Below are 24,301 nucleotides of genomic sequence, written 5' to 3' on the forward strand. Positions count from 1 at the left end.
CGATACTCTCGACGGTCTCAGTTCACAGCGGACGTCGCTTCGACATGACGCGGCAAGGTCACCCGGATACGGGTGCCGCGTTGGCTTTGAACATCAGCCGGGCTGTCGATGGTGATTTGTCCATAATGCTCTTCAACGATGGAATAGACCAGTGCAAGGCCCAGACCGGTGCCTTCGCCAGGATCCTTGGTGGTGAAGAAAGGTTCGAACAATCGGTCCATGATGTTCTTCGGAATACCGCTGCCTTCGTCTTCCACGATCAGGTCGACCGTGTGTTCGCCGGCTTCGCTTTTCACGCGCACTGCGCTGCCTGGAGGCGAGGCGTCACGGGCGTTTGAGAGCAGGTTGATGAGTACTTGGGCGAGTCGCTGCGGATCGCCTTCGACCCAGTGATCGGGGTCGCACAGATTATAGAACTGCACTTCGAAATTGCGTCGGTTCAGGGCCAGCAAACCGATGGCATCCTGCGCCACTTCGGCCAGACAGACGGGCTCATCGCTGTGCTGGTGGCTGCCAGCGTGGGCAAAGCTCATCAGCGACTGGACGATGCGCGACACGCGTTTGGTCTGCTCGAGGATCTGCCCGCTGATTTCCTTCAACTCGCCATCGTCTTCACGTTCTTCGCGCAGGTTCTGCGCGAGGCAGGCGATGCCGGTGATCGGGTTACCGATTTCATGGGCCACACCTGCCGCGAGTCGCCCGATGCTGGCCAGACGCTCGGAGTGCACCAGTTTGTCTTCGAGCATCTGGGTTTCGGTCAGGTCTTCCACCAGTAACACCAAGCCACTGTTACCCGGGGCGAGCGGTTCATCGATTGCGGCTTTGTGCAGGTTCAACCAGCGGGTCTGGCCGTCGAGGGCCAGGTGCTGTTTGTGCAAATGCTCGTCCGGCAGATTGATGAAGCCTTGCAGCAATTCTTTCCACGGATCGGCAATGGTGCTCAGGCGTGACCCGACCACACGTTGCGCGGCAATCCCGGTCAGCTCCTCCATGGCTTTGTTCCACATGAGAATTTCCTGATCCTTGGCCAGTGAGCAGACGCCCATCGGCAGTTCCTGCAAGGTCTGGCGGTGATAGCGGCGCAGGGCATCAAGTTCAGCGGCCAGGCCGGTCAGGCGCGAGTGGTAATCCTCAAGACGACTTTCGATGAAGTGAATGTCTTCAGTGACATAGTTTTCGCCGCCAGCCTTATAGGGCAGGAAGGTTTCGACCATGTCCTGCGCCACACTCGGGCCCATCAGGCCGGACAGGTTGGCTTCGATGCGGTCACGCAAGCGGCGCAAGGCGTAAGGCCGGCGCTCGTCGAAGGGCAGATAAAGGTCGCGCAGTGCCTGCTCGACTTCTTTCTGCGCGGCCTTGGCGCCCAAGGGTTTTGCCAACTGCGTGGCGAATTCCTGAGGCGACGCGGCGTGCAATTCGCGGCGTTGCGGGCGACGCACGTTGTCCACGGCGCAGGCTTCGGCGGCACTGGCTTCTTCCGGGCTGGCGTTGGTGAACAGCGAGATCAGGGTGAACATCAGCACGTTGGCAGCCAGCGAGGCAATCGCCGCCATGTGCCAACTGGTGTCGTCCAGCACGTAGATCATGTTCAGCAGCGGGATGTAGAAACCCTGCAGGTTGCCCACCAGCGGCAACAGCATGGTCACCAGCCACACCAGAATCCCGGCGAGCAAACCGGCAATGAAGCCGCGGCGGTTGGCGGTCGGCCAGTACAGAACCGACAGGACACCGGGCAGGAACTGCAGCGTGGCGACAAACGCGACGATGCCGAGGTTGGCCAGATCCTGTTCTGCACCCAGGAGCAGGTAGAAACCGTAGCCAGCCATGATGATCGCCACGATCAGCGCCCGGCGGGTCCACTTCAGCCAGCGGTAGATGTTGCCTTCGGCCGGTGGCTGATAGAGCGGCAACACCAGATGGTTCAGGGCCATCCCGGACAGCGCCAGGGTGGTGACGATGATCAGGCCGCTCGCCGCCGACAAACCGCCGACGTAAGCCAAGAGTGCCAAGGCCTTGCTGTTGGCAGCGATGCCGATGCCCAGCGTGAAGTATTCAGGGTTGGTGGTAGCACCGAGTTTCAGGCCGGCCCAGAGAATCAGCGGCACTGCCAGGCTCATCAGCAGCAGGAACAGCGGCAGGCCCCAGCTCGCACTGACCAGCGAGCGCGGGTTGAGGTTTTCGGTAAAGGTCATGTGATACATGTGCGGCATCACAATCGCCGAAGCGAAGAACACCAGCAGCAACGTCCGCCACGGCCCTTCTTGCAGCGGCGTGTGCAGGGCGGCGAGGGCGGTCTGGTTTTGCAGCAACCACAATTCCAGCTGTTGCGGGCCGTCGAACACGCCGTACAACGCATACAGGCCGACGCCGCCGATGGCGATCAGCTTGATCACCGACTCGAAGGCAATGGCGAACACCAGGCCTTCATGCTTCTCGCGCGTTGCGATGTGGCGCGAGCCAAAGAAAATGGTGAACAGGGTAATCAGCGCGCAAAAGCTCAGGGCGACCCGATGCTGCACCGGTTCGCGGGTGAGGATGCCGATGGAGTCGGCGACCGCTTGAATCTGCAAGGCCAGCAGCGGCAACACACCGATCAGCATGAAAATAGTGGTCAGCGCGCCGGCCCATGTGCTGCGGAAACGGAACGCGAACAGGTCGGCCAGAGACGACAGTTGATAGGTGCGGGTGATTTTCAGGATCGGGTACAGCAACACCGGCGCCAGCAAAAATGCGCCGGAGACCCCGAGGTAACTGGACAGGAAGCCGTAGCCGTACTGATAGGCCAGGCCCACCGTGCCGTAAAACGCCCAGGCGCTGGCGTAAACGCCCAATGACAGGGTGTAGGTCAACGGGTGGCGAATGATCGCCCGGGGAATCATGCCCCGTTCGCTGACCCAGGCCACGCCGAACAGCACCGCCAGGTAGGCGGCGCTGATCAGGATCATCTGGGTCAGGCTAAAGCTCATCGGCATCTTTTTGGCTCTGCAGGATGAAGGTCACGACGATCAGAATCAGCCAGAGCAAATAAGGGCGATACCAGGCGCCAGTGGCGTCGATCCACCAATCCATGATGGCCGGGGAGAACAGATAAATCCCCACTACCAGGAGCAGGACCAAGCGATAGATGTACATCCCGGCCTCTCTTTTTTATGCGCGTGCCCGAAAACGTGCGGCGATGGTAACGGATGGGCGCGCCACTGCAAGTGCGATCACTGCAGTTGCGCCTCGGGCAGGTTCAGTGTGCGCGGGATAAGCGACGCATCCCAGTGGGCAATGCCCCAGTTCAACACTTCCCGCGGGCTGGCATCAGCCAGTTCGGTGCCAGGTTTTTGCCCTAGTGCGCGCAATGCCCGCAGCAATAAAGGCGTCGCCTGATCTTCGGTCAGCGGTGGCGAGCGGTAGGATTTGCCGAGTTTGTTGCCATCGGGCTGGGTGATCAGCGGGATGTGCAGGTAACGCGGTTGCCGCAGGCCGAGCAATTCTTGCAGATAGAGCTGTCGTGGCGTCGAGTCCAGCAGGTCGGCACCGCGCACGATGTCGGTGATGCCTTGCCAGGCATCGTCCAGCACCACGGCCAGTTGATAAGCGTAGAGACCGTCGCGGCGACGAATCACGAAATCGCCGACCTCGCGGCCCAAATGCTGGCGGTATTCGCCTTGCACGCGGTCGATGAAGTGGTATTCCAGTTCGGGAACGCGCAGGCGAATGGCCGCGTCTTCGGTGCCATGGCCGGCATTGCGGCACAGTCCCGGATAAATACCGTGATACGGCTCCAGTTGCTTGCGCGAACAGGTGCAGGCGTATGCGAGGCCGTGGTTGAACAGGCGATTGAGCACTTCGGCATAAGCCTCGTGGCGGTCGCTCTGGCGGACCATTTCACCGTCCCACTCGAAGCCGTAGCTCTCCAGTGCCTTGAGAATCGCCGCCTGGGCGCCGGGTTCTTCCCGTGGCGGGTCGAGGTCTTCCATGCGCATCAGCCAGCGGCCACCCACGGAGCGGGCGTCGAGGTACGAGGCCAGTGCAGCGACCAGCGAACCAAAATGCAAATGGCCACTGGGCGTGGGGGCGAAGCGCCCGATGTAGGTGGGGGAGGCGATGGCAGTCATGAGGGCAATGTTACTTTTCCGGGCTTGCGCCAGTCACCTGTGGAAGCGAGCCTGCTCGCGAAAGCGGTGTATCAGCCACCATCAATATTGAAGCTGATGGCCCTTTCGCGAGCAGGCTCGCTCCCACAGTGTTCCTCGCAGAGGCAAATATCAGAAACAAAAACGGAGCGTTCGCACGCTCCGTTTTTCGATCAAGTCGCTGTTACTTGCCGACTTGCTTTTCCTTGATTTCCGCCAGGGTCTTGCAGTCAACGCACATGTCGGCGGTAGGGCGGGCTTCCAGTCGCTTGACGCCGATCTCGACGCCGCAGGACTCGCACCAGCCATATTCTTCGTCTTCGATCAGCTGAAGCGTCTTGTCGATCTTCTTGATCAGCTTGCGCTCGCGGTCGCGGGCACGCAGCTCGAGGCTGAACTCTTCTTCCTGGCTGGCACGGTCTGCCGGGTCCGGGAAGTTGGCCGCTTCGTCCTTCATGTGATCAACCGTACGGTCGACTTCCTGCATCAAGTCCTGTTTCCACTTGTTCAGGATCTTGGTGAAGTGAGCACGCATGGGCTTGCCCATGTACTCCTCGCCCTTAACTTCTTTGTAGGGTTCGAAGCCGCTGATCGTCGTGGTTTGCTGCTTTGCTTGGGTGGACATGAAATAGACCGCCTCTACTCTTGTAATCCATTGCGCAGGATTGCTCCATCACCGACACCTGCCGGCCCTGCGGCTGCAAGCGGGCGAACTTACCAGATCAAATCGGGGCGCGCTACTCCCGGATGTCGAGGTAGTGGCCCGCGGGGCTTGCAAATCGTTGCAAAGCCTTGCCTGGTGGTGTTGGAGGCCTGATCAAATATTGATTTTAGTCAAACCTGGAGTACTCGTTTGAGTCGTTTATGGCCAAGGTTCTAAGGCGTCTGACCGCTTTAGGTTCTCGCTCGTTCCTGCGCTTGGGTAGAATCGGTTCTTTTCCCGTTGAAGGAAGGCTAATGGCCCAGTCCTACAGTGCTCGCAGTCGTGCGATCGAACCTTTCCATGTCATGGCGCTGCTGGCGCGGGCCAATGAATTGCAGGCCGCTGGCCACGACGTGATCCACCTGGAAATCGGCGAGCCGGACTTCACCACCGCCGAGCCGATCATCCAGGCCGGCCAGGCCGCATTGACGGCGGGGAAGACCCGTTACACCGCCGCGCGGGGCATTCCTGAATTGCGCGAGGCCATCTCAAATTTTTATCAACAGCGTTACGGGTTGAATATTGACCCCAAGCGCATCCTCATCACCCCCGGCGGTTCGGGCGCCTTGTTGCTGGCCAGCGCCTTGCTGGTGGACCCGGGCAAGCACTGGCTGTTGGCGGATCCGGGCTACCCGTGCAACCGGCACTTTCTGCGACTGGTGGAAGGTGCGGCGCAGCTGGTTCCTGTCGGTCCGGAAGTGCGTTATCAACTGACCCCTGATCTGGTCGCCCGGCATTGGGACCACGACAGCGTCGGTGCATTGGTGGCGTCCCCGGCCAACCCGACCGGGACCATCCTGACCCGCGACGAGCTGGCGGGGCTGTCTGCGGCGATCAAGGTTCGTCACGGCCATCTGGTGGTGGACGAGATCTATCACGGCCTGACCTACGGCACCGACGCCGCCAGCGTGCTGGAAGTCGATGACAGTGCGTTTGTGCTCAACAGTTTTTCCAAGTATTTCGGCATGACCGGTTGGCGGCTCGGCTGGCTGGTCGCGCCGGAAGCTGCCGTCGGCGAGCTGGAAAAACTCGCGCAAAATCTCTACATCAGCGCGCCGAGCATGGCGCAGCACGCCGCTCTGGCCTGTTTTGAGCCGGCGACCATCAGCATCCTCGAAGAACGCCGCGCCGAATTCGGTCGTCGTCGCGATTTCCTCCTGCCGGCCCTGCGCGAGTTGGGTTTCGGGATTGCTGTGGAGCCGGAAGGTGCGTTCTATTTGTACGCCGATATCAGCAAGTTCGGCGGAGATGCCTTCGCGTTCTGCCGGCACTTCCTCGAAACCGAACATGTGGCCATTACCCCGGGGCTGGATTTCGGGCGTTATCAGGCCGGGCACCACGTGCGTTTTGCCTACACCCAAAGCCTGCCGCGCTTGCAGGAAGCGGTCGAGCGCATCGCTCGCGGACTGAAGAGCTGGCAAGGCTGATGCGTTTTCATCCTCCCCTCGAAGAAGGTCGCCTGATCCGTCGTTACAAGCGTTTTCTCGCCGATATCGAAACCGTTAGCGGCGAGTTGCTGACTATTCATTGTCCCAACACCGGCTCGATGCTCAATTGTCAGGTCGAAGGTGGGCAGGTCTGGTTCAGCCGCTCAAACGACCCCAAGCGCAAGTTGCCCGGCACCTGGGAAGTTGGCGAAACCCCGCAAGGGCGCTTGTTTTGCGTGAATACCGCCCGAGCCAATGGTTTGATCGAAGAGGCGCTGCGTGCCGGTGTCATTAGCGAACTGAACGGTTTTACCGAGCTGAAGCGCGAAGTCGCCTACGGGCAGGAAAGCAGCCGCATCGATTTTCGTCTCGAGTACCCCACCGGCCCGGCGTATATAGAGGTCAAAAGCGTCACCCTGGGCTTCGACGGGTCAGCGGTGGCGGCGTTTCCGGACGCAGTGACCCAGCGCGGGGCCAAGCATTTGCGCGAATTGGCGCACCTGGCCCGGGACGGGATTCGCGCGGTGCAGTTGTATTGCGTCAACCTGACCGGCATCGACGCGGTGCGTCCTGCAGAAGAAATCGATTCGGCCTACGCGGCAGCCTTACGTGAGGCGGTGGCGTGCGGGGTCGAGGTGCTGGCTTATGGCGTACGGTTGAGCCATGAAGAAATGGTCGTTGACCGACGTCTGGACGTGCGGCTCAACGGTTAAAGGCTGACCCAGAGCCCTTGCGCGTCTTCGCGGCAGGGCACGGCGGTCAGTGATTGGCCGGCGCAGGGGCCCGAAACGCATTCGCCGTCTTCGATCAGGAACAGTGCGCCGTGAGTGGCGCACTGGATCAGGCTGTTGCTGGGGTCGAGGAATCTGTCCGGCGTCCATTCCAGGCCCACGCCACGGTGCGGGCAGCGATTGATGTAGACATAGACCTGGCCGCCCCGGCGTACGGCAAAGAGCTTCTGCCCGTCGATGTCGAAACCGCGACTGCTGGCGTCAGCCAATTCGGCGCCTGTACAAAGAAACTTCATGTCTATCCTCTAGCTCGTGACCAGATATGTCCGAGCTTGACGTTCAAATGCAAACAATTATCAAATGGCCGCCTTGCCCGTCGGGTACAGGTGCCAGACGCCGAGGATACTTGGCCTGTTATCTCGATGCCTGGGAAAACTATTAAGGAAGCTGTTTATGCGCCTGAGTACCCGCGTTGCTGCGCTCTGTGTCGGACTCCTCGTCAGTCACCACGCTGCAGCGGCCGAGTTGCCGCAACGTTGGGTCAGTGCCGGTGGCGCGTTGTCCGAGTGGGTGAGCGCACTGGGCGGCGAATCGAAACTGGTCGGCGTCGATTCCACCAGTCAGCACCCTGAAAGCCTCAAGACGCTGCCCAGCATTGGTTATCAGCGGCAATTGTCGGCGGAGGGCATCTTGAGCTTACGCCCGCAGATCCTCATCGGCACCGAAGAAATGGGCCCGCCGCCCGTGCTCTCGCAGATTCGTAATGCGGGGGTGCAAGTTGAGCTGTTCTCGGCGCAGCCGGATCTGCCGACGTTGCAGGGCAATTTGCAGCACTTGGGCAAATTGCTGGGGGCTGAGGAGCAGGCTGTTCAGGCGTACCAGCATTACCAGGAGCAACTCGAACAGCAGAAAATCCGCGTGACCAAGGCCCAGCTGACGCAACCATCGCCCGGCGTGCTGTTGCTGCTCGGGCACGCGGGTGGCAAGCCGCTCATTGCAGGCAAGGACACCACCGCCGATTGGTTGCTGCGCCAGGCCGGCGGCCACAACCTGGCCACGCATACCGGGTACAAACCGTTTTCTGTCGAGTCGCTGATCAGCCTCGATCCCGAGGTGCTGGTGTTTGCCGACCGCGCGCTGACAGGGGAAGCGGCACGTGCCGCGTTGTTCAAGGAAAACCCGATGCTGTCCTCGACGCGTGCGGCGAAGGACGGACGAGTCATGGAGCTGGATCCGACATTGTTGGTGGGCGGGCTCGGTCCTCGGTTGCCGGACAGCCTGAAAAAGCTGTCTGACGGTTTCTTTCCTGGCACGGCCGGCCAATGACCGTCCTGGTTAAACCCCGTGCGTTGTTCATTGGCCTGAGCCTTCTATGTGTGCTGGCGATCTGGCTTTCGCTGGCGCTGGGGCCGGTCAGTTTGCCGTTACTCGACACGTTGCACGCCGCGTTGCGCTTGGCCGGATTGCCGATTGCGCCGGACGGGCTGGAGCAAGCCGAGTTGATCGTCGGGCAAATTCGCCTGCCGCGCACCTTGCTGGGCTTGGCGGTGGGGGGCGTGCTGGCGCTGTCCGGTGTAGCGATGCAGGGCCTTTTTCGTAACCCGCTGGCCGATCCGGGGTTGGTGGGGGTGTCCAGCGGCGCAGCATTGGGTGCCGCCATCGCGATTGTTGGCGGCTCGGCGTTTGGCGGATTGCCTGAGTCCTTCGGGCCTTATCTGTTATCGGTGTGCGCGTTTCTGGGTGGGCTCGGCGTCACGGCGCTGGTGTATCGACTGGGCCGGCGTAACGGCCAGACCAATGTCGCGACGATGTTGCTCGCAGGTATCGCATTGACCGCGCTGGCGGGCTCGGCAGTGGGGTTGTTCACCTATCTGGCTGACGACGCGACCCTGCGTACGCTGACGTTCTGGAATCTGGGCAGCCTCAATGGCGCCAGTTACGCGCGACTCTGGCCGTTGCTGCTGGTCAGCGCGGGTGTGGCGCTCTGGTTGCCGCGTCGGGCCAAGGCCTTGAATGCGTTGTTGCTGGGGGAATCGGAGGCCGGTCATTTGGGCATCGACGTCGAAGGGCTCAAGCGCGAATTGGTGTTCTGTACGGCGCTGGGGGTTGGCGCGGCGGTGGCGGCGGCGGGGATGATCGGGTTTGTCGGTCTGGTGGTGCCGCACCTCGTGCGCTTGCTTGCCGGTCCTGATCACCGAGTGTTACTGCCCGCTTCGGTACTCGCCGGTGCCAGTCTTCTGTTGTTTGCCGATCTGGTGGCACGACTGGCCCTGGCACCGGCCGAACTGCCGATCGGCATTGTTACGGCCTTTATCGGTGCGCCGTTTTTTCTGTTCCTGTTGCTCCGGAGGCGCGCCTGATGTTGCGCACGCAGAACCTGCACATCCGTCGGGGCTCCAAGATTGTTCTGACGGACATCACGCTTGAGCTTCGACCGGGCGAGGTGCTGGGCGTGCTCGGCCCCAATGGCGCCGGTAAAAGTACCTTGCTCGGTGCCTTGTGCGGCGAATTGCACGCCGACCACGGAAGCGTCTGGCTCGATGATCGCGAATTGCGTCACTGGGCCGCCCCGCAGCGTGCGCAGCGACTGGCGGTGCTGCCGCAGGTGTCGACCCTGGACTTTGCCTTTCGCGTCGAAGAAGTGGTGGGAATGGGGCGTTTGCCTCATCAAAGTGGGCGAGTGCGCGATGACGAAATTGTCGCCGCCACGCTCCACGCCGCCGACGCCAGTCACCTGAGTGGTCGCAGTTACCTGGCCTTGTCCGGCGGTGAACGTCAGCGGGTGCACCTGGCCCGGGTGCTGGCGCAGCTCTGGCCGGGCGAGGCGGGGCAGACGCTATTACTCGATGAGCCGACCTCGATGCTCGACCCGCTGCATCAGCACACGACGCTGCAAGCAGTGCGCGAATTTGCCGATCGTGGCGCGGCTGTGCTGGTCATCCTGCATGATCTGAACCTGGCGGCGCGGTATTGTGATCGACTGTTGCTGCTTGAGGGTGGGCGACCGGTGGCATTGGACACGCCGGAGCAAGTTCTGAAACCCGAGCCGCTCAAAGCCGTGTTCGGGCTGGAAGTGTTGGTGCAGCAGCATCCGGAGCGTGGGCATCCGCTGATCATCGCCCGCTGAGACTGTCATCGAGGTGAACATGCGTGGGATTTTGCTGCTGGCCGTACTGCTCTTGAGTGCCTGCCAGCATGTTTCGGTGCCGCCGCCGGTCAACGGTGAAATCCGCGACCTGCGAAACGGTCAGGTCCTGACCGCGCAGGAACTGCTTGAGCGACTGGCCCAGCCTGCGCGGCTGATCGTCGGCGAGCAGCATGACAATCGCGATCACCATCAGCTGGAACTGTGGTTGTTGCAGGCGCTGGGTGAGCAGCGGCCACAAGGCAGTTTGCTCCTTGAAATGCTCACGCCGGATCAGCAGCCGCGGGTTGATGATGTTCGCCATTCCTCGACGCCGCCGTCCAATTTGCCGGCTGCCTTGGCGTGGCAGGAAGGGTGGGACTGGGCGCTTTACGGGCCGATCGTACGTTTCGCGCTGACTCAACCCTATCCGCTGCTGGCGGCCAATCTGGACAACCTCGACGTTCGTGCGGTCTACGCGAAACCTGCGGCATTGAGCGGCTCGCGCTCCAATGCGGCAGCAGTCAAGGATGAGTTGCTGGCAGAGATCAGCGACTCCCATTGCGGTTTGCTGCCCGCTTCACAAATGCCCGCCATGTTGGCGGTCCAGCAGCAACGAGACCGGCGAATGGCCGAGCGCTTGCTGGCGGCGCCGACGCCTTCATTGCTGTTTGCCGGTGCCTATCACGCGCGCAAGGACGTTGGTGTGCCGGTCCATGTGCTGGATTTGGGGCAGGCGCAAGCGCCGACGGTGTTGCTGCTGGCAGAGCAGGGGGCCGAGGTGACAGCGGCAATGGCCGATTACGTCTGGTACACGAAGGCTTCACCGCCTCAGGATTACTGCGCGCAGATGCGCAAGCAATTCGGCAAGTAACGACCGGCGCTTTCAAAGGCAAAAATTCACAGGCAAAAAAAGACCCGGCAAGAGCCGGGTCAAATAACCGTGATTAGCCTGATGAGGAGATATCTGAGAGTCCGAACCAAGGGCTTTTCAAATATCGACCAGTCTCGCGACCAGTTGCTGCTAATCATAGCGATTCTCATTACCAAGTCAACCGCTGTTTTTCAGTTTCTTTGAGATGCGTCGTCAATTTGGTTGAAAGCCAATGCCTTCAAGCCTTGTGGCGCGAGGAAATCGCCTCCAGTTGTTTGTTCAGGGCTTCTTTACGCTCGGCCGGAATGTCGTTCCAGTGCACATCCATCAATGCACCTTCGATCGCATACAACAACACCTTTGACGCCCGAAACCCGCGCGTACGCACGGCCCGATAAGCATCCACCGCCCCGAGGCGACGCAAATCCGAGGCGCTGTGGATGCCCACGGCATGCAGCCACTGCGCCGACGTCTTGCCAAGATTCTTCAGGTGTTGCAGTTCATCATTCATCAAGCCTCCTTGCGACGGCCGAACGGTGCGTGGGCGAGCTTCTCAGGAGTGTAGCCATCAGTAGGAAAAGCGTGATTGTTTGGTCGGTTTCGACGCAAAAGCTTCTAAGAGGAGGAGGCAGCGTCAGGAAGGGAGGAAGCGGCAGAAGGCGGTTTTGGAGCGATCACACGGCATCCAGCGCAAAGCGGGGGCGCTGGACGTGTCAGGGTGAAACGTCGTTTTTAGCGAGTGCGATATCGCAGGCGTGTGCCGAAGTTCATCGACATCAGGATCTCGTCTGCGCTCAGCTCTGCCGGGAAATAGGCGCCGGAGATCTGTGCATGGGCCAGGCTGGCACCTTCCAGCGATGCACCGCGAAAATCGATGCCACGCAAATCAGCGGAGCGGAAATAAGCATCGGTGAAGTCGACGCCATCGGCATTCAGTTCACGCAAGTCCAGGCCGCGGAAATCGCCACCGACCATGTCGATTGGTCCGTCTTTGGGCCGTTCGTTGTTGAATCCTGCGATGTCGTCTTTGTGCAGCAAGGCATACAGCGGGGTGTCGAGAAGTTTGGGCTGGCTCATGTCGCATCACCTGATGGTTTTATGACGCCAGTATAGTGCCACTATTTGACAGCCGTGAAGCCAGGGAAGGCCTCACGGCTGAAATAGTTTTTACAGGCCAGGCATGCGTTGGCGGATTTGCGCGACAACAGTGTCGAGGGTCCCGCTTTCATTGGTCTGGACGCGCTTGCTGCACAGAATCTCGGCTGGCGTCAGCGCTTCACGATTGGCTTGCTGGGCTGCGATAACGGCCAGGTTGGCGTCGGACGGATCCTTTTTGTCTGCCTGACGCAGGGCCAGCCAGTTTTCGATGACGGCTTGCGGCGCCTGGCAATCGAGGATCAGGAACGGCGCACCGGTCGCCTCGGCGATTTTCGCCGCGCCGTCACGCTGGTCGCGCTTGAGGTAAGTGGCATCGATCACCACCGGAAAACCGGCGCGCAGGATGATCCCGGCGATTTCATGCAGGCGGCTGTAGGTGGCGGCTGTGGCGTCCGCGTTATAAATGCCGGCCTGCGGATCATTCGCTACGGTTTGTTCACCGAACAGACGTTTGCGCTCGACATCCGAGCGCAGGCGAATGGCGCCCAGCGCTTCGACCAGGCGCATGGCCACGTGGCTTTTTCCAACAGCGGAAACGCCGTGGGTAATCGCCATGAAGCGCGAAGGAATGGTGCTGTAGCTTTCCGCGAGGTTGGCGTAGTTGCGGTACTGGCGCAGGGTCGTGGCGCGCTGCACCGGATCGGCTTCGGCGGGCATGCTGAACAGGCTGACCTTGGCGCGAACCAGTGCGCGGTAGGCTTTATAGAAGTTCAGCAGTTCAAGGCCTTGATAGTCGCCGGTCAGCTCCAGGTATTGGCTGACAAAACGGCGCGCGAGGCATTTCAAACCACGGTCTTCCAGGTCCATCGCCAGGAAACCGGTGTCGGCGTAGACGTCGGTGAAGCGGAACGGTTCGTTGAATTCGATGCAGTCGAAGATCACGACCTTGCCATCGATCACGGTAGCGTTGCCCAGGTGGATATCACCGTGGCATTCACGAATGAAGCCTTCGGCCTTGCGCTGGGCGAACAGTGGCTTGAGGCGTTCGAAGCTGCTTTCGGCCCAGGCTTGCAGGGCGTCGAGTTGCACCAGGTCGGCCTTGTCGCTGAGGAACGGGCGGATCTGCTCGAAGTTCTGGCGCACCGGCGCCATGACGCTGTCCGGGATGCCGGCATCGTGTTCTGCCGGCACTTTCGGCGCGTTGAGGTGGAACTGAGCAATCTGCGCGGCCATCTCGTCGATGTGCGCGGTAGTCAGTTCGCCATTGGCCTGCAGGGTACTGAGCAACTGGCTTTGTGGGAATTGACGCATTTTCAGGGCGAAATCGACCACCGGGCCATCGCCACCGAATTGAGGGGCTTCGGCGCTGCCGGTAATTGGCAACACTTCCAGATACAAATCGTTGGTCAGGCGCTGGTTCAAACGCAGTTCTTCGCCGCAGAAGTGCTCGCGGGCATCGAGGCTGGTGAAGTCGAGGAAGCCGAAATTCACCGGCTTCTTCACTTTATAAGCAAAGGGGCCTGTGAGGATGATCCAGGAAATGTGGGTTTCGATGACCTGGAACCCGTCTACCGGATGCGGGTAGAGGGCCGGGTTTTGCAGAGCGGCGATCAGGGACTGGCTCACAGGCGATCCTTCAAAGACTGGGAAAAATTCAAGGCCGCCATTATGGCCGCAAGTCCGCCTGACGCAAACCTCGGAGGGCGTCTGTTGAGTATGAATAAAGTGCGTATAATCCGCCGCCATGACTCGTACTCGATCCCCCCGCACTCCAAAAAAACCACCTTCCAGGGGCTTGCACCCTTGGCTGGGCTGGGCCCTTAAACTCAGTCTGGTCGGCCTTGTGGTGCTCGCCGGATTCGCGGTTTACCTCGACGCTATCGTCCAGGAAAAGTTCTCCGGCAAGCGCTGGACGATCCCGGCCAAGGTGTATGCGCGCCCGCTGGAGCTGTTCACCGGCCAGAAACTGAGCAAGGATGACTTTCTCACCGAGCTCGACGCCTTGGGCTACCGCCGCGAAAGCGTGAGCAATGGCCCCGGCGCGGCGGCGGTCAACGGCAATACCGTTGATTTGAATACCCGTGGCTTCCAGTTTTATGAAGGCCTGGAAAAGCCCCAGCCGGTGCGCGTGCGTTTCTCCGGCGACTATGTTGCCGAGCTTTCGGCGACCAACGGTTCGAAGCTGTCGGTGGTGCGCCTTGAGCCGCTGCTGATCGGCGGGATTTACCCGAAAAACCTCGAAGACCGCATCCTGATCAAAATCGATCAGGTGCCGCCGTATCTGCTGGAAACCCTGGTCGCCGTGGAAGACCGGGATTTCTATAGCCACTGGGGCGTGTCGCCGAAGTCGATTGCCCGGGCGATCTATGTCAACACCTCAGGCGGCAAGATGACCCAGGGCGGCAGTACGCTGACGCAACAGTTGGTCAAGAACTTCTACCTGACCAGCGAACGCAGCCTGACCCGCAAACTCACCGAAGCCATGATGGCGATGTTGCTTGAGCTGCATTACGACAAACGGGAAATTCTTGAGGCTTACCTCAATGAAGTGTTCGTCGGTCAGGACGGCCAGCGCGCGGTGCACGGTTTCGGTCTGGCCAGCCAGTTCTTCTTCGCGCAGCCATTGTCCGAACTGAAACTGCATCAGGTTGCCTTGCTGGTGGGGATGGTCAAGGGGCCGTCCTATTACAACCCGCGTCGCAACCCCGAGCGTGCGCTTGAACGACGCAACCTGGTGCTCGATGTCCTTGAACAGCAGGGCGTCGCCACCGCCGAGCAAGTTGCCGCGGCGAAGAACATGCCATTGGGTGTGACGACACGCGGCAAATTGGCCGACAGCTCGTTCCCGGGTTTCCTCGATCTGGTTAAACGCCAGCTGCGCGAAGACTACCGCGACGAAGACTTGACCGAAGAAGGCCTGCGGATCTTCACCAGCTTCGACCCGATTCTGCAGATGAAAGCCGAAGCCTCCGTCAACGACACCTTCAAGCGTCTGTCGGGTCGCAAGGGTTCCGATGACGTTGAAGCGGCCATGGTCGTGACCAACCCGGAAACCGGTGAGGTCCAGGCCATGATCGGCAGTCGCCAGGCGAGTTTTGCCGGCTTCAACCGTGCCCTGGATGCGGTGCGTCCTATTGGCTCATTGATCAAGCCGGCGGTGTATCTGACGGCGCTTGAGAAACCTACCCAGTACACCTTGACCAGTTGGCTGTCGGACGAATCCTTCTCGGTCAAAGGCGCGGACGGTCAGGTCTGGAAACCACAGAACTACGATCGTCGTTCCCACGGGACGGTGTTCCTGTATCAGGGGCTGGCGCATTCCTACAACCTGTCGACCGCGCGTCTTGGCCTGGCAGTGGGTGTACCGAATGTCCTCAAGACCCTCGCTCGCCTGGGTGTGACGCGAGAATTCCCGGCATTCCCGTCGATGTTGCTGGGCGCCGGCGGCATGACGCCGATTGAAGTGGCGACCATGTACCAGACCTTGGCCAACGGTGGTTTCAACACGCCGATGCGCGGGATTCGTAGCGTTTTGACCGCCGAAGGCGAACCGCTCAAGCGTTATCCGTTCCAGATCGAGCAGCGTTTTGATCCCGCCTCCATTTACCTGATCCAGAGCGCCATGCAACGGGTCATGCGTGAAGGTACCGGCAGCTCGGTTTACAACGTGTTGCCGAAAACCCTGACCCTGGCCGGCAAGACCGGTACCAGTAACGACTCGCGAGACAGCTGGTTCGCCGGTTTCAGTCAGGACTTGCTGGCAGTGGTGTGGCTGGGCCGCGATGACAACGGCAAGACGCCGTTCACCGGCGCGACCGGTGCCTTGCAGGTCTGGACCAGTTTCATGCGCAAAGCCGATCCGCTGCCGCTGGACATGCCGCAGCCGGATAATGTTGTTCAGGCCTGGGTCGATTCGCGTACCGGGCAAGGCTCCGACGCCAACTGCCCAGGCGCCGTACAGATGCCGTATATTCGCGGCAGCGAACCACCTCCCGGTGCGGCTTGCGGTGGCGAAAGCCCTGCTTCCGGCGAAACGGTGATGGATTGGGTCAAGGGCTGGATGAATTAAGCAAAGAGGGATTTACGTGAACAAGTGGTTGATACCAGCGGTTGCCGCCGTGGCGTTGCTCAGCGGTTGCTCCACCGTACAACGCGGTTCGATTCCGGTTGAAGACTCCGGCACGGCTGTGTCCAACAGTGAGCGGATTTCGGCGAATGGCGGTTTCCGCAAGTCGACCGTGAAGCGTCCTGCGCAAGCTCAATCGCAAACCCAGGCGATCCCGCAGGGTGATACCGGTGTGGTGGTGATGGTCCCGGGTGGCGGCGCGGTCGCCTCGGCACCGATCAGCACCTCGCCGATCACGCCAGGCCCGATCACTCCGGGGCCGATCGATACCTCGCCGGTCCAGTCGGCACCGATCAATCAGGGCAGCTACAGCATGCCGTCGACGCCGAGCGGGATTCCGTCGGCGAACACCGGCGGTTTGTCCGCTGACGAGCAACTGGACGGTCCGGTGCTGGCGCTGTTGACCACGGCTCAGCAGCAACAGGCGAGCGGCGACCTCAACGGTGCTTCGTCCAGCCTGGAACGTGCTCAGCGCGTTGCACCGCGTGAGCCGCAAGTGCTTTATCGTCTGGCTCAAGTGCGCATGGCCCAAGGCGATGCGGCGCAGGCTGAACAATTCGCTCGTCGTGGTCTGACATTCGCCAATGGCCGTCCGGACCTTCAGGCCAGCCTGTGGGATTTGATTGCCCAGGCGCGCGAGAAGCAAGGTGATTCTGCCGGCGCAGCATTGGCCCGTCAGAAGGCCAAGGTTTCGCTGTGATGGACGCGCGCTTCCCGAAGATTGCCGAGCAGTTGCTGCTGATTGAGCGTGAACTGCGGGTGCAGGGGTGGTGGGATGAAGTCTCGCCCTCCGCTGAAGCGCTTTCCAGCGTAGAGCCGTTTTCGGTCGATACGCTGGATTTCGAGCAGTGGCTGCAATGGATCTTCCTGCCCCGGATGAAGATGATCCTCGAGCAGGACCTGCCATTGCCCGCCGTCTCCGGAATTCAGGAGATGGCCGAAATGGTCTTCGCCGGCCGTGATGTCCAGGGCCGGGATCGACAGCTGCAAGTGCTGCTCAAAGAGTTCGATCTGCTGATCACCGCCTCCCGCTGAGTTGGAAGCTGCCAGTGCTTACTGGCAGTTCTCCACAATCTGTTTCTGCGTTTCGCTGATGCGTTCCTGGCGTTGTTGATCGGTCAGGCGACGCATTTCGCCCTCCACATCCTCCCGAAGTCGCGGATTGTTCTGCAGTTGCGCCAGATTCGTGCGCGCCTGCACGCAAAATGCCTTGAGCTGGGCCTGCTGCTCGGCGACCTGTTTTTTCACCGTGTTGTCGATGTCCTGTTGATTGCCGATGGCTTTACTGCCGGGCAGCGTGGCTGGTTGGCTTACAGAGGAGGGCGTCACCACGGTGGTGGCTTGCTGGCCTTGGGGTGGTTGTGCGTCGAAGTGAGTCACGCCCTGGGCATCGACCCATTTGTAGATCTGGGCGGCCGTGCACAAAGGGCTGATCAGCAGGCTGACCATGAAGAAGATCGTTCGCATGCCATTTCCTTGTCATGAGTTGCGCAATCGAAGCTAACACAGTCGCTGTTTAGCGATTTTTTCTTGCTTTCTCATGTGCTTACTTCAATAAAGCACATAGACGACTTGACTTGCAGGGGACGAAACAGAAGAATCCAAAGTCCGCTGTAGAGGGACTGCCAGAAGCAGACCCACTCAGCAGATCATGAGGCGCACATCCGCGCCGACCTGTTACACCCGCAACGCGTTACCTCGCGCTGGGTGGGAAAGGCCCGCAACACTTGGGACGATCCCAATACTTGCTCAGTCAGTGCTGACGTAGTCGGCGACCACCGTCGCTCATGCTCTGCTGAGAAGTAAACCTATTAAGACCCGTCCCCGTTTATGTGGGCGGTATTCTGGCGTTTTAGAGGTGAACAACGTGGAGCTTTTATCTGGCGGTGAGATGCTCGTCCGCTTCTTGCGTGACGAAGGCGTCAAATATATCTACGGGTACCCGGGTGGTGCTCTTCTTCATGTTTACGATGCCCTGTTCAAAGAACCGGAAGTGACCCACATCCTGGTTCGTCATGAACAAGCGGCTACCCATATGGCTGACGGCTATGCCCGTGCCACCGGTAAAGCCGGCGTGGTACTGGTGACTTCCGGTCCTGGCGCCACAAACGCCATCACCGGTATTGCCACCGCCTATATGGACTCGATTCCGATGGTGGTCATTTCCGGCCAGGTGCCTAGCAGCATGGTGGGCACCGATGCGTTCCAGGAAACCGACATGATCGGTATCTCCCGGCCGATCGTGAAGCACAGCTTCATGATCAAGCACGCGTCGGAAATCCCGGAAGTCATGAAGAAAGCCTTCTACCTGGCGCAATCCGGTCGTCCGGGCCCGGTCGTTGTCGATATCCCGAAAGACATGACCAACCCGGCCGAGAAGTACGAATACATCTTCCCGAAAAAAGCCAAGCTGCGTTCCTACAGCCCGGCCGTTCGCGGTCACTCCGGGCAAATCCGCAAGGCGGCAGAAATGCTCCTGGCGGCCAAGCGTCCGGTGATGTACGCCGGCGGTGGCGTGATTCTGGGTGGTGGCTCCGCGCCGCTGACCGAATTGGCGAAGATGCTCAACCTGCCAGTGACCAATACCCTGATGGGTCTGGGTGCCTACCCTGGCACCGACCGTCAGTTCATCGGCATGCTCGGCATGCACGGCAGCTACACCGCAAACCTGGCGATGCACCACGCCGACGTGATCCTTGCGGTCGGCGCGCGTTTTGATGACCGCGTGATCAACGGCCCGGCGAAGTTCTGCCCGAATGCCAAGATCATTCACATCGACATCGATCCGGCTTCGATCTCCAAGACCATCAAGGCAGACGTACCTATCGTCGGCCCGGTCGAGAGCGTCCTGACCGAAATGGTCGCGATCCTCAAGGAAATCGGCGAGACCCCGAACAAGGAGTCCGTTGCCAGCTGGTGGAAGCAAGTTGATGAGTGGCGTGGCGATCGTGGCCTGTTCCCTTACGACAAGGGCGACGGTAGCGTAATCAAGCCGCAGACCGTGATCGAAACCCTGTGCGAAGTCACCAAGGGCGATGCTTATGTCGCTTCGGACGTGGGCCAGCATCAGATGTTCGCGGCGCAGTACTACACGTTCAACAAGCCGAACCGCTGGATCAACTCCGGTGGCCTGGGCACCATGGGCTTCGGTTTTCCGGCGGCCATGGGCATCAAGTTGAGCTTCCCGGATGCCGACGTCGTCTGCGTGACGGGCGAGGGCAGCATCCAGATGAACATTCAGGAACTGTCCACCTGTCTGCAATACGGTTTGCCGGTCAAAATCGTCATCCTGAACAACGGTGTTCTGGGTATGGTTCGCCAGTGGCAAGACATGAGTTACGGCAGTCGTCACTCGCACTCGTACATGGAATCGCTGCCTGACTTCGTCAAGCTGGCAGAAGCCTATGGTCACGTTGGCGTGCGCATCACCGACTCGAAGAATTTGAAGTCGCAGATGGAAGAAGCGTTCGCCATGAAGGATCGCCTGGTGGTGCTGGATATTTCGGTCGACACCAGCGAGCACGTCTATCCGATGCAGATCAAAGACGGCTCCATGCGCGATATGTGGCTGAGCAAGACGGAGCGTACTTAATCATGCGACACATTATTTCCTTGCTTCTGGAAAACGAACCGGGCGCTCTGTCTCGAGTAGTCGGCCTGTTCTCGCAGCGCAACTACAACATCGAAAGCCTGACCGTGGCGCCAACCGAAGACCCGACCCTGTCGCGTCTGACGCTGACCACGGTTGGCCATGATGAAGTGATCGAGCAGATCACCAAGAACCTGAACAAGTTGATCGAAGTGGTCAAATTGGTCGACCTGTCGGAGAGTGCTCACATCGAGCGCGAACTGATGCTGGTCAAGGTCAAGGCCACCGGCGCCCAGCGCGCCGAGATCAAACGCACCACCGATATTTACCGTGGGCAGATCGTCGATGTCAGCGCTAGCGTGTATACCGTTCAACTGACCGGTACCAGCGACAAGCTCGACAGCTTCATTCAGTCCATTGGCACTGCGTCGATTCTGGAAACCGTCCGTAGCGGCGTAACCGGTATTGCCCGCGGCGACAAAGTACTCAGCATCTAAACCAAATTAGCGAATGGCCTGAACGGCCTGGATATATAGGGGAATTTCATGAAAGTTTATTACGAAAAAGACTGCGACCTGTCCATCATCCAGGGCAAGAAAGTTGCCATCATCGGTTACGGCTCCCAGGGCCACGCTCAAGCGTGCAACCTGAAAGACTCCGGCGTTGACGTTACTGTTGGTCTGCGTAAAGGTTCGGCTACAGTCGCCAAAGCTGAAGCTCACGGCCTGAAAGTGACCGACGTTGCTTCCGCTGTTGCAGCGGCCGACCTGGTCATGATCCTGACCCCGGACGAGTTCCAGTCTGCCCTGTACAAGAACGAAATCGAGCCGAACATCAAGAAAGGCGCCACTCTGGCTTTCTCCCACGGCTTCGCGATCCACTACAACCAGGTTGTTCCGCGCGCTGACCTCGACGTGATCATGATCGCGCCGAAAGCACCGGGCCACACCGTGCGTTCCGAGTTCGTCAAAGGCGGCGGTATCCCTGACCTGATCGCTATTTATCAGGATGCTTCCGGCAACGCCAAAAACGTTGCACTGTCCTACGCCGCTGGCGTTGGTGGCGGTCGTACCGGCATCATCGAAACCACCTTCAAGGACGAGACCGAAACCGACCTGTTCGGCGAGCAAGCCGTTCTGTGCGGCGGTACCGTTGAACTGGTCAAAGCCGGTTTCGAAACCCTGGTTGAAGCTGGCTACGCGCCAGAAATGGCCTACTTCGAGTGCCTGCACGAACTGAAACTGATCGTTGACCTCATGTACGAAGGCGGTATCGCCAACATGAACTACTCGATCTCCAACAACGCTGAATACGGCGAGTACGTGACGGGTCCGGAAGTGATCAACGCCGAATCCCGTCAGGCCATGCGCAACGCCCTGAAACGTATTCAGGACGGCGAATACGCCAAGATGTTCATCAGCGAAGGCGCAACCGGCTATCCTTCGATGACCGCCAAGCGTCGTAACAACGCCGCTCACGGTATCGAGATCATCGGCGAGCAACTGCGCTCCATGATGCCGTGGATCGGTGCCAACAAGATCGTCGACAAAGCCAAAAACTAAGTCACGCCCTTGTACGGAAAACGCGGCCTAGGCCGCGTTTTTTCGTTTGGGTCGCCGCTTCTGGTATAAAGCTGCATCGTTTGTGGCCGAACCGTCGTCACAGACACCTGTCGAAAACTTTCCATCCTGTTGCAAGGTAATGTCCATGAGCGAACGCCCCGAAGAGCCAAACCAGGCTTCTGACGCCGAAAGCCTGCTGCCCATCGATGAGCACATCGAAGAAGGGCATGACGCTGAAGGTCGCAAAGTCCGGCATCGTGGTATCTATCTTCTGCCGAATCTGTTCACCACTGCGAACCTGTTCGCAGGGTTTTATTCCATCATCAACTCGATGAGTGCCCAGGCGGCGTTGAGTGCCGGTGATTCGGTCAATGCGAGCAAGTACTTTGCTTTTGCCGCGATCGCGATTTTCGTTGCCATGGTGCTCGACGGTCTCGATGGCCGCGTGGCGCGCATGACCAATACCCAAAGCGCTTTTGGTGCCGAGTACGACTCGTTGTCGGACATGGTCGCCTTTGGTGTTGCGCCGGCATTGCTGGCGTTTGGCTGGGCCTTGGGTGATATGGGCAAGGTCGGCTGGATGGTCGCCTTCATCTATGTGGCTGGTGCTGCGCTGCGTCTGGCGCGCTTCAACACTCAGGTTGGCACCGCAGACAAACGCTACTTCATCGGCCTGGCCAGTCCGGCAGCGGCGGGTGTGGTCGCGGGGATCGTCTGGGCGTTCAGCGACTACGGCATTCAGGGATCGAAGATGTCCTTCCTGGTTGCATTGATGGTCGCAGCGGCCGGTATGCTGATGGTCAGTAACATCAAGTACAACAGCTTCAAGGAGCTGGACTTGAAAGGGCGCGTACCTTTCGTAGCGATTCTTGCGGTGGTGCTGGTGTTTGCCGTGGTCTTCAGTGATCCGCCACGCATTCTGCTGCTGGTTTTCCTCGCCTATGCGGCCTCCGGCCCGGTGCAATACCTGTTGCGTCTTCGTCGGCACAAAAACGCCGAGTGATGTAATTTCCCTCATACTCCGCAGTCTATTGGTGCAACTGTTCTCCAATGCTGCGGAGTTGCCATGCTGATCAAAGTCCCCAAAGCGTCTGACTGCCATGAGTCGGACGTCACGCCTGAATCCTTCTATCTATCCCGTCGTAATGTTCTCGGCGCTGCCGTTGCGGGTTTGGCTGTCAGTAGCCTGCCGCGCTGGGCCAGTGCAGAAGAAGCGGCTCGCTATGCCGATGTCGAGCCTGGCAAGGCGCCTTCCTGGTTTGCCGAAAAGCTTCCTTCTACTAAATGGGGCGCAGTCAACGTCAAGGACGAAGCGATCACTCCGTTCAAGGACGCAACTCACTACAACAACTTCTATGAGTTCGGCACTGATAAAGGCGACCCCGCTGCCAACGCCAGTGTGCTAAAGACCGAACCGTGGAGCGTGGTGGTGGATGGCGAGGTGGGTAAGCCAGGGCGGTACGCGCTGGAAGACTTCATGAAGCCTTATCAGCTGGAGGAGCGGATCTATCGACTCCGCTGTGTTGAGGCCTGGTCGATGGTCATTCCGTGGATCGGTTTCCCGATCTCGGCGCTACTCAAGGAAGTCGAGCCGACCTCCAAGGCTAAATACATTCGTTTCGAAACTCTGGAAGATCCCAAGAGTATGCCGGGCCAGCGTTCCGGTTTTGCCTTGATTGACTGGCCGTATGTAGAAGGGTTGCGTCTGGATGAAGCGATGAACCCGTTGGCGATTCTTGCGGTGGGTATGTATGGGCGTGAACTGCCGAATCAGAATGGAGCGCCGCTACGTCTGGTGGTGCCTTGGAAGTACGGCTTCAAGAGCGTCAAATCCATTGTGCGGATCAGCTTGGTCAGCGAGCAACCGAAAACCACCTGGCAGAGCATTGCCGCGGATGAGTATGGTTTTTACGCGAATGTGAATCCGACGGTTGATCACCCGCGCTGGACTCAGGCGCGGGAGCGTCGATTGCCCAGTGGTCTGTTCAAGCCCAATGTGCGGGACACGCAGATGTTCAATGGCTACTCGGATGAAGTGGCCTCTCTCTATACAGGGCTCGATCTGCGGAAGAACTACTGATGCGTTTTCCGGTATGGCGTATTGGCGTCTTTATAGTGACAGCGGTGTGGCCGCTGCTTTGGTTGTATCAGGCCTGGGCGGATGTGCTGGGACCGGATCCGGGCAAGGTGCTGGTCGATCGGTTGGGGTTGGGCACGCTTGTTCTGCTACTCATCACGCTCAGCCTGACACCTTTGCAAAAACTCACCGGTTGGGCGGGGTGGGTTGCTGTGCGGAGGCAGTTGGGGTTGTGGTGCTTCGCTTATGTGGTTTTGCATTTGAGTGGCTATACGGCGTTCATTCTCGGGTTTGACTGGTCGCAGCTGGGGGTTGAGTTGCGCAAGCGGCCGTACATTATCGTCGGCACTTTGGGCTTTTTGTGTTTGCTGGCGTTGGCCGTGACTTCCAATCGCTACAGTCAGCGACGTTTGGGGGCTCGCTGGAAGAAGCTGCATCGCCTGGTGTATGTGATTCTCGGGCTTGGGTTGCTGCATATGTTGTGGATCGTTCGCGCCGATCTGAAAGAGTGGGCGGTGTATGCCTCTATAGGGGCGTTGCTATTAGTGTTACGTGTACCGGCGGTTGCCCGTCGAATCCCGCGTCTAGTGGCTAAAAAGGCACCATCTGCACGAAAGGCGTAATTAAAGGTTGACGGCAGATTCTGGATGTCTATAATTCGCCCCACTTCCGGCGCAGTCGAAACGGAAAACTCCTTGGTAAACAAAGAGTTACGCAGTTTTCGACAGTGAGCGGCTTCAGGTCATCGAAGCCCGAAAGGGAGTTGAAAAAGAGGTGTTGACAGCAGCGTGTAACGCTGTAGAATTCGCCTCCCGCTACCGAGTGATCGGAAGCGCAAGTGGTTGAAGTTGTTAAAGATTTCCAAG

24 protein-coding genes are annotated in these 24,301 nt (G+C 59.5%); 15 read left to right on the top strand and 9 right to left on the bottom strand.

Annotated features, from left to right (window positions below; translation table 11 throughout):
• Positions 1–17 precede the first annotated feature (17 nt).
• The 4 genes from BK660_RS12540 to dksA all read right to left on the bottom strand — a co-directional run bounded on the left by BK660_RS12540 (position 18) and on the right by dksA (position 4,749).
• Positions 18–2,972, bottom strand: a complete 2,955-nt coding sequence (locus BK660_RS12540) for a sensor histidine kinase (RefSeq protein WP_027924152.1) — start codon at positions 2,970–2,972, stop codon at positions 18–20.
• Complete coding sequence (locus BK660_RS12545; RefSeq protein WP_003176118.1) at positions 2,956–3,132, bottom strand: hypothetical protein; 177 nt, start codon at positions 3,130–3,132, stop codon at positions 2,956–2,958. Before BK660_RS12545 ends, BK660_RS12540 begins: the two co-directional genes overlap by 17 nt.
• Positions 3,133–3,209: 77 nt before the next feature.
• The gene (gene gluQRS, locus BK660_RS12550) at positions 3,210–4,106 is read right to left on the bottom strand and encodes a tRNA glutamyl-Q(34) synthetase GluQRS (RefSeq protein ID WP_123433550.1); all 897 of its coding nucleotides are present in this window, start codon (positions 4,104–4,106) and stop codon (positions 3,210–3,212) included.
• 202 nt (positions 4,107–4,308) lie between these two features.
• On the bottom strand, positions 4,309–4,749 hold the full coding sequence (gene dksA / locus BK660_RS12555; RefSeq protein ID WP_027924150.1) for an RNA polymerase-binding protein DksA: 441 nt from the start codon (positions 4,747–4,749) through the stop codon (positions 4,309–4,311).
• A 332-nt stretch (positions 4,750–5,081) separates the two neighbouring features.
• Between dksA and BK660_RS12560 the strand changes: the two genes are divergently transcribed.
• Both BK660_RS12560 and sfsA read left to right on the top strand, forming a co-directional pair.
• Entirely contained in the window at positions 5,082–6,254 is a 1,173-nt protein-coding gene (locus BK660_RS12560; protein WP_123433551.1) for a pyridoxal phosphate-dependent aminotransferase, read from the top strand.
• Entirely contained in the window at positions 6,254–6,967 is a 714-nt protein-coding gene (gene sfsA / locus BK660_RS12565; RefSeq protein ID WP_123433552.1) for a DNA/RNA nuclease SfsA, read from the top strand. Before BK660_RS12560 ends, sfsA begins: the two co-directional genes overlap by 1 nt.
• On the opposite strand, the gene BK660_RS12570 is transcribed toward sfsA, so the two are convergent.
• The gene (locus tag BK660_RS12570; protein WP_123433553.1) at positions 6,964–7,281 is read right to left on the bottom strand and encodes a Rieske (2Fe-2S) protein; all 318 of its coding nucleotides are present in this window, start codon (positions 7,279–7,281) and stop codon (positions 6,964–6,966) included. The two genes, sfsA and BK660_RS12570, sit on opposite strands and share 4 nt — an antisense overlap.
• Before the next feature lie 157 nt (positions 7,282–7,438).
• Here BK660_RS12570 and BK660_RS12575 point away from each other — a divergent pair, with 157 nt between their 5' ends.
• From BK660_RS12575 to BK660_RS12590, 4 genes are read left to right on the top strand one after another with little or no spacing between them, the layout of a single operon-like run.
• A complete protein-coding gene (locus BK660_RS12575; RefSeq protein WP_123433554.1) occupies positions 7,439–8,311 on the top strand; it encodes a heme/hemin ABC transporter substrate-binding protein in 873 nt (290 codons plus the stop codon).
• A 50-nt stretch (positions 8,312–8,361) separates the two neighbouring features.
• Positions 8,362–9,345 (top strand): FecCD family ABC transporter permease, encoded by a 984-nt coding sequence (locus BK660_RS12580; protein WP_185045079.1) that lies wholly within the window; start codon positions 8,362–8,364, stop codon positions 9,343–9,345.
• Positions 9,345–10,112, top strand: coding sequence for a heme ABC transporter ATP-binding protein (locus tag BK660_RS12585; RefSeq protein ID WP_123433556.1), 768 nt, complete (start codon positions 9,345–9,347; stop codon positions 10,110–10,112). The genes BK660_RS12580 and BK660_RS12585 overlap by 1 nt, the downstream gene beginning before the upstream one ends.
• A gap of 19 nt (positions 10,113–10,131) precedes the next feature.
• Complete coding sequence (locus BK660_RS12590; RefSeq protein ID WP_123433557.1) at positions 10,132–10,983, top strand: ChaN family lipoprotein; 852 nt, start codon at positions 10,132–10,134, stop codon at positions 10,981–10,983.
• A gap of 238 nt (positions 10,984–11,221) precedes the next feature.
• On the opposite strand, the gene BK660_RS12595 is transcribed toward BK660_RS12590, so the two are convergent.
• From BK660_RS12595 to BK660_RS12605, 3 genes are all read right to left on the bottom strand, one after another.
• Positions 11,222–11,494: a TfoX/Sxy family protein gene (locus BK660_RS12595; protein ID WP_007948654.1), complete on the bottom strand. Its 273-nt coding sequence runs from the start codon at positions 11,492–11,494 to the stop codon at positions 11,222–11,224.
• Positions 11,495–11,715: 221 nt separating this feature from the next.
• Positions 11,716–12,060 carry a pentapeptide repeat-containing protein gene (locus BK660_RS12600; protein ID WP_123433558.1) on the bottom strand — a complete coding sequence of 115 codons (345 nt, stop codon included), beginning with the start codon at positions 12,058–12,060 and terminating at the stop codon, positions 11,716–11,718.
• 90 nt (positions 12,061–12,150) lie between these two features.
• The gene (locus tag BK660_RS12605) at positions 12,151–13,707 is read right to left on the bottom strand and encodes a bifunctional aminoglycoside phosphotransferase/ATP-binding protein (RefSeq protein WP_123433559.1); all 1,557 of its coding nucleotides are present in this window, start codon (positions 13,705–13,707) and stop codon (positions 12,151–12,153) included.
• A 118-nt stretch (positions 13,708–13,825) separates the two neighbouring features.
• On the opposite strand from BK660_RS12605, the gene mrcB reads away from it, so the two are divergent.
• From mrcB to BK660_RS12620, 3 genes are read left to right on the top strand one after another with little or no spacing between them, the layout of a single operon-like run.
• Complete coding sequence (mrcB, locus tag BK660_RS12610) at positions 13,826–16,150, top strand: penicillin-binding protein 1B (protein WP_123433560.1); 2,325 nt, start codon at positions 13,826–13,828, stop codon at positions 16,148–16,150.
• A 16-nt stretch (positions 16,151–16,166) separates the two neighbouring features.
• Positions 16,167–16,907, top strand: a complete 741-nt coding sequence (locus BK660_RS12615) for a tetratricopeptide repeat protein (protein WP_123433561.1) — start codon at positions 16,167–16,169, stop codon at positions 16,905–16,907.
• Positions 16,907–17,242: a YqcC family protein gene (locus tag BK660_RS12620; RefSeq protein ID WP_123433562.1), complete on the top strand. Its 336-nt coding sequence runs from the start codon at positions 16,907–16,909 to the stop codon at positions 17,240–17,242. Before BK660_RS12615 ends, BK660_RS12620 begins: the two co-directional genes overlap by 1 nt.
• Before the next feature lie 18 nt (positions 17,243–17,260).
• On the opposite strand, the gene BK660_RS12625 is transcribed toward BK660_RS12620, so the two are convergent.
• Positions 17,261–17,674, bottom strand: a complete 414-nt coding sequence (locus BK660_RS12625) for a DUF4124 domain-containing protein (protein WP_123433563.1) — start codon at positions 17,672–17,674, stop codon at positions 17,261–17,263.
• Between the two features lie 400 nt (positions 17,675–18,074).
• On the opposite strand from BK660_RS12625, the gene BK660_RS12630 reads away from it, so the two are divergent.
• The 6 genes from BK660_RS12630 (at position 18,075) to msrQ (ending at position 24,058) form a co-directional block, all read left to right on the top strand.
• Positions 18,075–19,799: an acetolactate synthase 3 large subunit gene (locus BK660_RS12630; RefSeq protein WP_123433569.1), complete on the top strand. Its 1,725-nt coding sequence runs from the start codon at positions 18,075–18,077 to the stop codon at positions 19,797–19,799.
• Between the two features lie 2 nt (positions 19,800–19,801).
• On the top strand, positions 19,802–20,293 hold the full coding sequence (gene ilvN / locus BK660_RS12635) for an acetolactate synthase small subunit (RefSeq protein WP_003176102.1): 492 nt from the start codon (positions 19,802–19,804) through the stop codon (positions 20,291–20,293).
• A 48-nt stretch (positions 20,294–20,341) separates the two neighbouring features.
• Positions 20,342–21,358 carry a ketol-acid reductoisomerase gene (gene ilvC / locus BK660_RS12640; RefSeq protein ID WP_007948647.1) on the top strand — a complete coding sequence of 339 codons (1,017 nt, stop codon included), beginning with the start codon at positions 20,342–20,344 and terminating at the stop codon, positions 21,356–21,358.
• A gap of 145 nt (positions 21,359–21,503) precedes the next feature.
• Positions 21,504–22,361, top strand: coding sequence for a CDP-diacylglycerol--serine O-phosphatidyltransferase (gene pssA / locus BK660_RS12645; RefSeq protein ID WP_007948646.1), 858 nt, complete (start codon positions 21,504–21,506; stop codon positions 22,359–22,361).
• Positions 22,362–22,424: 63 nt separating this feature from the next.
• Positions 22,425–23,438, top strand: coding sequence for a protein-methionine-sulfoxide reductase catalytic subunit MsrP (gene msrP / locus BK660_RS12650; protein ID WP_123433564.1), 1,014 nt, complete (start codon positions 22,425–22,427; stop codon positions 23,436–23,438).
• Positions 23,438–24,058 carry a protein-methionine-sulfoxide reductase heme-binding subunit MsrQ gene (msrQ, locus tag BK660_RS12655; protein WP_123433565.1) on the top strand — a complete coding sequence of 207 codons (621 nt, stop codon included), beginning with the start codon at positions 23,438–23,440 and terminating at the stop codon, positions 24,056–24,058. The genes msrP and msrQ overlap by 1 nt, the downstream gene beginning before the upstream one ends.
• Positions 24,059–24,301: the final 243 nt, after the last annotated feature.

It is taken from the genome of Pseudomonas brassicacearum (assembly GCF_003732265.1).
In the GTDB taxonomy this organism is placed as follows: domain Bacteria; phylum Pseudomonadota; class Gammaproteobacteria; order Pseudomonadales; family Pseudomonadaceae; genus Aquipseudomonas; species Aquipseudomonas brassicacearum_D.